Consider the following 8642-nt stretch of genomic DNA (forward strand, 5'->3'; position numbering starts at 1 on the left):
GCGGCACCCCGGCCACGGTCCCACCCAGCTGCGGGCATGCGTGCCTCCCCCCAGTGCCCTGACGGCCTGGGGGGACCCCCAGGGCGGCACGGGTGGGCGCAGCGGCACCCCGCCGGCGCGGGTAAGCGAGACGCCCTCGGCCGACGGCGACACCGTTGCCTGACGAATCCGGGCAGCGCAGGCGGTGGACATCGGCACCGGCCACCCGGAAGCGAGGCTCAGCGAAAAACCCTCGGCCGGCCCCCTCACCGCCGCCTAGAGAGCCGACGGATCCTGCGGCCCCCGCCCCGACAGCACTTCTCCGTACGCCTGCATCAGGTCCGGCAGCCGCAGCGTGGCGAGGTCCCCCCGGGACAGCCCCCCGGGATACCCCGACAACCGCAGATCCCGGTAGGCGCAGCTCTTCTCGTACAGCGTCCGCAGGAACCGCCCGTTCCCCAGTTCGTCGATCCACCCCTGATCGACCACGTGCCCGGCGATGGACCGCAGCTCCTCCAGCGCCTCCTCGTCCCACTGGTCCCCGTTCTCGGCCGCGAGGACCTTGCCGATCTCGGTGAGCTCCAGCGGCCGGTAGGAGGGGAAGTCGACCCGCGAGGTGAAGCGGGAGGAGAGCCCCGGGTTCGCGGTGAGCAGCCGGTCCATGCCCTCCGGATAGCCCGCGAGGATCACCACCAGGTGGTCCCGGTTGTCCTCGGCCCGCTTCAGCAGCACCTGAAGCGCCTCGTCGCCGTACGCGTCCCCCTTGCCGTACCCGGAGTTGGACAGCGAGTACGCCTCGTCCACGAACAGCACCCCGCCGATCGCGGAGTCGATCAGCTCGTTGGCCTTCACGGCCGTCTGCCCCAGGTACTCCCCGACCAGATCGGCCCGCTGCGCCTCGACCAGATGGTCCCCGCCGAGCAGCCCCAGTGCGTAGAACACGCGGCCGAGGATCCGCGCGACCGTGGTCTTCCCGGTCCCCGACGGCCCCGAGAAGACGAAGTGCCGCTTGGGCGGCTGCACCGGCAGCCCCTGCCCGGCCCGCAGCCGCGCCATGTTCAACTGCGCGGACAGAGCCTTGACCTGCCGCTTGACCGGCTCCAGTCCCACCATCCGCTCCAGCTCGGCGAGCGCCTCCTCGAGCAACGCGGGATCGGTCGGCCCGGCCGGCAGGACGGAGGAGGGCGGCCCGCTCCGCACGCGCACCACCGGGTCGGAGACCGACGGCAGTGGCCCGGTCGGCAGATCCGGCTCCGTGAGCCGCAGATCGCGGGTCTCCGCGCCGAAGAGCGGGTCGAGCGTGTCCGGCCCGTCCATGACGTCCGCCCCGGCGCCGGTCAGGGTGATGGCCGCGAAGTCGGCCGGATCGTCGTATCCGTCGCCCTCGGCGATCGCGGCCAGCCGGGCGGAGGTGTCCATGAAGGCCGGGTCGATCCGGTGCACCGCCCGGTACAGGGGGAGCGCCGCGGCACTGCGGCCGGTGCCCTCGTGCGCCCGCGCCAGCCAGTACCGCAGCTCCTTGCGCTGCGGCTGCTCGCTGCGGCACCGCATCAGGGCCGCCGCGAGCAGCGGCTCGGCCTGGCCGTACATCTCCAGACGGACCCGGGCCATGCCGCCGAACAGGCCCGCCTCGATGCCGAGCAGGGGATCGTCGACCAGCGGGTCGGTGTGCCGCACCAGCTGGTCCCAGTCCTTGACCAGATAGGCGCGGCAGGCGTGCAGGAAGCGGACCTGCGGGTCGGTGTCCACCGGGGGCAGCCCGGCGAGCGCCCGGTCCAGTTCGGGCACGTGCCGGCCGTCCAGCCAGTGCGAGGCGTGCGCCAGCAGCAGGTCGCGCGGGCTCTCCAGCACCGGCTGAACCCACCACCCGAGCCAGTACCAGGAGTTGAGGGTGCGGCGGTGCCGGGCGCGCTGCTCCCCGAAGCGCTCCCGGTGCCGGAACATCCGCAGCAGCGCGGTGGTCGTGTCGACCCGCAGCGCGTGCAGTCCGAGCCAGGCGTCCGCCATCCCCGGGTCCATCCGGACCGCGACGCGGAACTCCTCCTCCGCCTGGGGATAGGCGCCCATCGTGTAGGCGTCCACACCTCGCAGCCAGGCGAGGTCGGCCGGGGCCTCGGGGCCCTGCGTGCCGAAGTCCATCCCGTCCCCCACAGACCGTGCCCCCGTTGGTTCGCCGCCGGGCAGTCGCCCGACGGCCGCCGCGGACGAACCGCTGTGCCGCGGACCGGAGTTGCAGGTGCGCGAGCAGTCGCCCGAAGGCCGCACCCAGGGCATCGTACCCGTGCTGAGACCGCGTGCCGAAGGGTGCCGCACGGCCTGTTCGGCGAGGTGGGAGCAGACGGGGCGCACACGAGATGGTCACCCAGGGTGAGCGTTTCGAGGCGCGAGGCGTCCGGAAGGACGGTCCGCGGGCAGAACGAAGCCCCCGATCACGGGGGAACAACCGGGGGCTTCGCGACTGCGGGCGGCTCCGAATGGCCGCACATTGGAAACGTAAGACCTGCACGGCTCCCGGGTCAAGCGGACCCGGAGCACTCAAGAAAGTTCCCCCGCAGGGGTCTTGGTGCGCTCACCGCACCGCGGAGGAACCATCACCGTGCGTGATGTTCTGGTGCGGTCCGGGAGTCCCCGCCGGTCCCGTCAGCACCTCGTATCCCTCTGGTGTCTGCCACACCAGGAGATCCGCGTGGGGGCGCGTGGGGTCGGCGGCGAAGTGCGCGTGCTCCGCCTCGACCCACCCGGACCAGAACTCGCGCTGCGCCTCCCCGTCCCGCTGCCGACCGCGCGCCCAGGACTCCTCGCGCGGTAGTTCCATCCACAGGAGCCGCGCCAGATGAGGCCGCAGTGCCCGGCGTCCGGCGCCCACCCCCTCGATGACGACGACGGGCGCGGGCGGCAGCGGCCGCGGCGGACCGAACGCCCGGGTGTGCCAGTCGTAGGGGGTGTACCGCGCGCTCTCGCCCCGGCCCAGCGGGCCGATCACCTGGTCCGTCAGGCGCTCGGTCCAGTCGAAGAGCCGGTCGTGGCTGGCGATGTCGTCCAGGTGGAGCACGGGCGCCCCGCCCAGCGCGGCGGCCAGCCGCCCGGCGAAGGTGGACTTCCCCGACCCCGCGTGTCCGTCGACGGCGATCAGGCGGACCGGCCCCAGCGAGGGCGGCAGCTCGCGCAGCCGGGCGGCGAGGTCGTGAATGGCGATTCCCGAGGTGTGATGCGGTGTGGGGGGTGTTTTCCGGAAACAGTGTAGTAGCGGCCCATAGGGCCGGTGCCGATGGGCCGGCGCCGCGGCCCGGAGTGGCGCGAAAACGTCACTTCTTGAACCACTGGCTGAGCGCCGGTCAATCAGGCGGATTAAGCGGCGAAATCCGTTGACCGATATGTGAAATTCGGCGTTCCAGGCGTGCCGACCGCTGAGTAAGGTTCCTCCTGCGCGAGTGCGGCGCTTCGTGACGGGACGGACAGGAGAGCATGGCCGCGGAGTTATTCGAAGGGCAGTATGTGTGGCATCCGGCGGCCGACGACCGTGTCCTGGCGCGCGTATGCGTGGACGTCCGCGCCGGCCGTTATCGGAGCGCCGGCGAAGCCCTCGCCGAGACGCGCTCCGACTTCACCCTGCGCGCCCACCGCTCGCTCGTGCTGGCCTCCGAGGCGGCCGGCTCCGACCTCGTCGAACGCTGGCTTGCCGAGGAGCCGACGCCCGACGCGGCGCTGCTGTGGGCCCGGGTGGCCGTGCAGCGCGCGATGCGGGCCGCCGACGCGCACGACGAACGGGCCGAGGCGCTGGAGCGGATAGCGCTCACCGCCTGCGACCGGGCCGCCGCGCTGGCGCCCGCCGACCCCACCCCCTGGGTAGCCAAGCTCACCATGGCCCGGCTGCACCGGCTGCGCGATCCCGCCCCGCGGGGACTGCTCACCGCCCCGCCCGGACCGTGGCGGCTGTTCGCGCACGTCCTGTCCCTGGACCCGTGGCACCGCGAGGGCCACCACCGCTTTCTGTCCTGCTTCTTCACCCGCTACGGCGGCTCGGTCAACGCGGCCTGGGACGTGGCCGCGTTCCTCAGTCAGCGCGCGCCCGCCGACTCCGCGCTCCGGCTGCTGCCGCTGGTCGCCCTGGTCGAGAGCTACAACCCCACCCAGCTGCTCGCCGACCGGGTCTGGGAGCAGCCCCAGTGGCGCTCCACCGCGCTCGCCGCCTACCACAACTGGCTGCCCGCGGTGGCCGGTTACCGCTTCACCCCGGTGCTCGACCTGGCCTACCTCGCGCACGCGCTGGTCATGGCCCAGTGCGGGTTCGAGGCCCGGGCGGTCTTCACGGCGATGGGCCCGTACGCCTCACGCATGCCCTGGAGTGCCTTCGGCGAGCCCGCCGAACAGCTCTCCCGGGCCCGGCGCGGCTGCGGCCTGCCCGTCCCGGGACCCGCCTGACCCGTACCTGCTCCGCCCCCCACCAAGAGAAAGGTCGATCTGTGTCGGAACGGATATCGGCTCCACGGGCGAACGCCCGCGGGGGAGAGGACGCGGTCGTGCTCGACGACGACGCGACTCTGCACGCGATGGGTTATCCGCGGAAACTCACCCGGCGTTTCAAGGCGTTCGACAATTTCGCGATCTCTTTCACCATCATCAACATCCTCTCGGGTATTTTCTCGTCCTTCGGATTCGGCATGAACGCGGGCGGCCCCCGCATTCTCGTGTTCGGCTGGATCGGCGTCTCGGTCATGGTCCTGTTCATCGGCGCGGCGATGGCGGAGGTCGCGTCGGCGTATCCGACGAGCGGCGCGCTGTACTTCTCGGCGGGCAAACTCGCCAAGCGCCACAAGGGCGCCTGGTCCTGGTTCACCGGCTGGCTGAACTTCGTGGGCCAGATCGGCGGCACCGCCGCCACCGGCTACGCGGCGGCCACGTTCATCCAGGCCTTCGTCGCCCTGCAGTGGCCCTCGTACCAGCCGACCGCACACCAGACGGTCCTGATCACGGCAGTGATCATCGTGGCGCAGGGGCTGGCCAACACCTTCACGGTCCAGCTCGTCGCCGTACTGAACCGCATTTCCGTGTGGTGGCTGCTGATCGGACTCGTGGTGATCGTGACCGCACTCATCGTGATGCCCGACCATCATCAGTCCGCGTCCTTCGTGACGCATTTCGAGAACAACACCGGCTTCACCAACGGGCTTTACGGCGGCATGCTCGGTCTGCTGGTCACCAGCTGGACCTTCACCGGCTTCGACGGCAGCTTCCACATGTCCGAGGAAACGGTCCAGGCGACGGTCAACGCCCCGAAGGGCATCACCCGCGCCATCGGCTATTCGGCGATCACCGGCCTGATCCTGATGCTCGCGCTGGTCTACAGCATTAGCGACTACGCCAAGGTGGCCGGTTCGGCCGCGCCGCCCGTCCAGATACTCATCGACGGCCTCGGCCTCGGTACCGCCAAGGTGATGCTGCTCATCGTCATCGGCGCCATGCTCTTCTGCGGTCTGGCCAACCTCACCAGCAACACCCGGCAGATCTTCGCCTTCTCCCGGGACGGCGCCATGCCCGGCTCCCGCTGGTGGCACACGGTCTCGCTGCGCACCAGGACGCCGGTCAAGGCGGTGTGGTTCGCGGTGGGCTGCTCGCTCGCCCTGGTGGTCCCGGGCTGGTGGTCGCACACGGCCTTCACCGCCATCGTGAGCGTCAACGTGGTCGGGCTGTTCCTCGCCTACGCCGTTCCGGTCTTCCTGCGGCTGCGGCTCGGCGACGAGTTCCAGCCCGGCCCCTGGCACCTGGGCCGCTGGGGCAGGCCGATCGGCTGGATCGCGGTGACCTGGATCCTGCTCAGCAGCGTGCTGTTCATGCTGCCCCAGGCCTCGCCCATCACCGCCGACTCCTTCAACTACGCGCCGATCGCGCTGGCCGTCGTCCTGCTCGTGGCCACGGTCTGGTGGTTCGCCACCGCCCGGCGCCGCTTCCAGGGCCCCGTCAGCTACGGCCGCCCCGACGAGGTCGCGGCGATGGACCTCATCTGACCGCCGAACGGCACGGCCCCGGCGCACGGCACACCGCCCGCGCCGGGGCCGTGCAGCGCTTCCAGGGAGCACTTCCGCAGGTCCCGTCACTGTTCTGGACCAATGTTGGTGGCGCGCCATACGGCGGAAGTGCTGGCAGGGGCATGCCGTCTCCGTTCATAGTTGGCGCACACAGCACCAGCCCCGACCCGGACACCTGGGGGTAACCGCGCCCATGAGCAGAGCCCAGCAGCCCTCCCGCAGAACCGTTCTCGCAGCCGCGGTGGTCGCCGCGGTCGCCTCGGGCACCATGCCCGCGGCCGCGGCCACCGCGGCGGCGCCCGCCGACGCCGGCACCGCCGCCGCGCCGGGCCGCCCCGTCGACTACCACGCCTGGACCTCGTACCACGACTGGCGCCGCGGCAGTGCGGAGGGCGTCCGGGCCGTCCCGGGCCGCCGTCCCGGCGCCGAGATCGGGGCCGCCGCCGGCCGCACCGACTACACCGACCCGCACACCGGCCGCACGGCCACCTGGGAGTACGCGACCTGGACCTCCCCGGTCCACCGGCTCGCCGTGCCCGCGACCGAGGTCATCGCCTCCTGGAACGCGCACACCCCCGACGGCACCTGGCTCCAGGTCGAGCTGCGCGGCACGTACTCCGACGGCACGGACACCCCCTGGTACGTGATGGGCCGGTGGGCCGCGGGCGACCAGGACATCAAGCGCACCTCGGTGGACGACCAGACCGACGGCAAGAGCTCGATCTGGACCGACACCTTCGCCATCGACGACGCGAGCACCGGCCTGCGCCTGGCCTCCTACCAGTTGCGCCTCACGCTCTACCGCACGCCCGGCACACGGCTCACCCCGACCGTCTGGCGGCTCGGCGCCATGGGCTCCGACATCCCCGACCGCTTCACCGTCCCCGCGTCCGCCCCCGCGCTCTCCCGCGAACTGGCCGTCCCGCGCTACTCGCAGGAGATCCACAAGGGCCAGTACCCGGAGTACGACAACGGCGGCGAGGCCTGGTGCAGCCCCACCTCCTCGCAGATGATCATCGAGTACTGGGGCGGCCGGCTCACCCCGGAGCAGCTCTCCTGGGTCGACCCCTCCTACGCGGACCCGCAGGTGGACCACGCGGCCCGGTACACGTACGACAACCAGTACCAGGGCTGCGGCAACTGGCCGTTCAACGCCGCCTACGCGGCCACCTTCGACGGCATCCAGGGCGTGGTCACCCGGCTCACCTCGCTCACCGACGTGGAGACCCTGGTCGCGGCCGGCATCCCGGCCATAACGTCCCAGTCCTTCCTCAAGACCGAGCTGACCGGCGCCGGGTACGGCACCTCCGGCCACCTCATGACCGTCATCGGCTTCACGGCCGACGGCGACGTGATCGCCAACGACCCGGCCTCGCCGAGCGACGAGGCGGTACGTCGGGTGTACCTGCGGCGGGAGTTCGAGAACATCTGGCTCAGGACCAAGCGGTACGACGCGAACGGCAAGGTCAGGAGCGGTACGGGCGGCGTCTGCTACCTGTACTTCCCGGCCCGCCCGACCGCACGTCAGCGCAGGGCCCTCGCGGCGGTGGGGGTGTGCTGACCAGGGCCGTGTGAGCAACGTCTCCGCCGCTGACGCCGACGCGGGTGGCAAGGTGGACGAACGGGTGGGGGGATTCCACTTCGTACGTCCGACCTCTGTGAGAGCACCATGACCGCACACCCGGCCACCGCCACCCGCGTCGGCACCGGAGGGCCCAAGGAAGACGGCCCGGAGATCCTCGAGCACATCATGGGCTGGGTGCTCGTCGTGGTGGTCGCGATGCTGGTCACCCGCCTCGGCCTGCTCTGAACCGGCCCGGCCCCGCGCCGGGCCGGCATGTTCTGACATACTGCGGAGGTCCCGCCGACCTCCCAGACCAGGGTCGAAAGTGAATATGCGTCCACAGCGTGCCGCCGTCCGTCCCCGGGCGCGCGGCACCGAGCGTTCCGAGGCGCGTCGCGCCGAACTCATCGCCATCGGACGGAAGTTGTTCGCCGACACGTCCTACGACGCACTGTCCATGGACGACATCGCCAAGCAGGCGCACGTCGCCAAGGGGCTGATCTACTACTACTTCCAGTCCAAACGGGGCTACTACCTGGCGATCATCCACGCCTCCGTCGCGGACCTGGTGGACTTCGCCGCCAGCGGCCTCGAACTGCCCGCCGTGGACCGCGTCCACCGCACCATCGACACCTACCTGCGCTTCGCCGAGCACCACCAGGCCGCCTACCGCACCATCGTCAGCGGCGGGGTCGGCTTCGACACCGAGGTGCACGCCATCCGGGACGGCGTCCGCGAGGCCATCGTCGCCACGATCGCCGAAGGGGCCTACGGCCGCCGGGACATCGCCCCGCTGGCCCGCATGGGCCTGCTGTCCTGGGTGTGCAGCGTGGAGGGCGCCACCCTCGACTGGATCGACCGCCCCGAGCTGTCCCGGGACACCATGCGCGACCTGCTGGTGAAGACCCTCGGCGGGGCGCTGCGCGCCGTCGAGGAGCTGGACCCCGCCTACCCGGCGCCGCCGCCCGCGCGCCGCGACGCCTAGGCCGTGTCCGCGAAGTCGCGTCTGCGTCGCGGCGTCCGGCACGCACTCTCGCCGCACCGGCCGAAAGCCCGAGTACACCCAGTACGAG

7 protein-coding genes are annotated in these 8642 nt (G+C 71.5%); 5 read left to right on the forward strand and 2 right to left on the reverse strand.

Going from position 1 to position 8642, the window contains the following annotated elements; translation table 11 throughout:
• Window positions 1-255 precede the first annotated feature (255 nt).
• Both ACFYU0_RS28120 and ACFYU0_RS28125 read right to left on the reverse strand, forming a co-directional pair.
• A complete protein-coding gene (locus ACFYU0_RS28120) occupies window positions 256-2118 on the reverse strand; it encodes an AAA family ATPase (RefSeq protein WP_389304806.1) in 1863 nt (620 codons plus the stop codon).
• A gap of 430 nt (window positions 2119-2548) precedes the next feature.
• Complete coding sequence (locus tag ACFYU0_RS28125; protein ID WP_389304823.1) at window positions 2549-3169, reverse strand: uridine kinase; 621 nt, start codon at window positions 3167-3169, stop codon at window positions 2549-2551.
• Window positions 3170-3444: 275 nt separating this feature from the next.
• On the opposite strand from ACFYU0_RS28125, the gene ACFYU0_RS28130 reads away from it, so the two are divergent.
• The 5 genes from ACFYU0_RS28130 (at window position 3445) to ACFYU0_RS28150 (ending at window position 8554) form a co-directional block, all read left to right on the forward strand.
• Window positions 3445-4401, forward strand: a complete 957-nt coding sequence (locus ACFYU0_RS28130; RefSeq protein ID WP_389304807.1) for a hypothetical protein — start codon at window positions 3445-3447, stop codon at window positions 4399-4401.
• Window positions 4402-4442: 41 nt separating this feature from the next.
• A complete protein-coding gene (locus tag ACFYU0_RS28135; protein WP_389304808.1) occupies window positions 4443-5984 on the forward strand; it encodes an amino acid permease in 1542 nt (513 codons plus the stop codon).
• 214 nt (window positions 5985-6198) lie between these two features.
• Window positions 6199-7566, forward strand: a complete 1368-nt coding sequence (locus ACFYU0_RS28140) for a peptidase C39 family protein (protein WP_351663804.1) — start codon at window positions 6199-6201, stop codon at window positions 7564-7566.
• A gap of 108 nt (window positions 7567-7674) precedes the next feature.
• Window positions 7675-7815: an SCO1431 family membrane protein gene (locus ACFYU0_RS28145; RefSeq protein WP_199209756.1), complete on the forward strand. Its 141-nt coding sequence runs from the start codon at window positions 7675-7677 to the stop codon at window positions 7813-7815.
• Between the two features lie 85 nt (window positions 7816-7900).
• On the forward strand, window positions 7901-8554 hold the full coding sequence (locus ACFYU0_RS28150; protein WP_389304809.1) for a TetR/AcrR family transcriptional regulator: 654 nt from the start codon (window positions 7901-7903) through the stop codon (window positions 8552-8554).
• Window positions 8555-8642: the final 88 nt, after the last annotated feature.

Origin of the sequence: Streptomyces sp. NPDC003720 (genome assembly GCF_042875075.1) — a bacterium.
Lineage (GTDB): Bacteria > Actinomycetota > Actinomycetes > Streptomycetales > Streptomycetaceae > Streptomyces.

Coding starts and splice junctions, on each gene's coding strand:
- ACFYU0_RS28120 (WP_389304806.1), bottom strand. CDS start 2,118: ATGGACTTCGGCACGCAGGGCCCCGAGGCCCCGGCCGACCTCGCCTGG.
- ACFYU0_RS28130 (WP_389304807.1), top strand. CDS start 3,445: ATGGCCGCGGAGTTATTCGAAGGGCAGTATGTGTGGCATCCGGCGGCC.
- ACFYU0_RS28140 (WP_351663804.1), top strand. CDS start 6,199: ATGAGCAGAGCCCAGCAGCCCTCCCGCAGAACCGTTCTCGCAGCCGCG.
- ACFYU0_RS28145 (WP_199209756.1), top strand. CDS start 7,675: ATGACCGCACACCCGGCCACCGCCACCCGCGTCGGCACCGGAGGGCCC.
- ACFYU0_RS28150 (WP_389304809.1), top strand. CDS start 7,901: ATGCGTCCACAGCGTGCCGCCGTCCGTCCCCGGGCGCGCGGCACCGAG.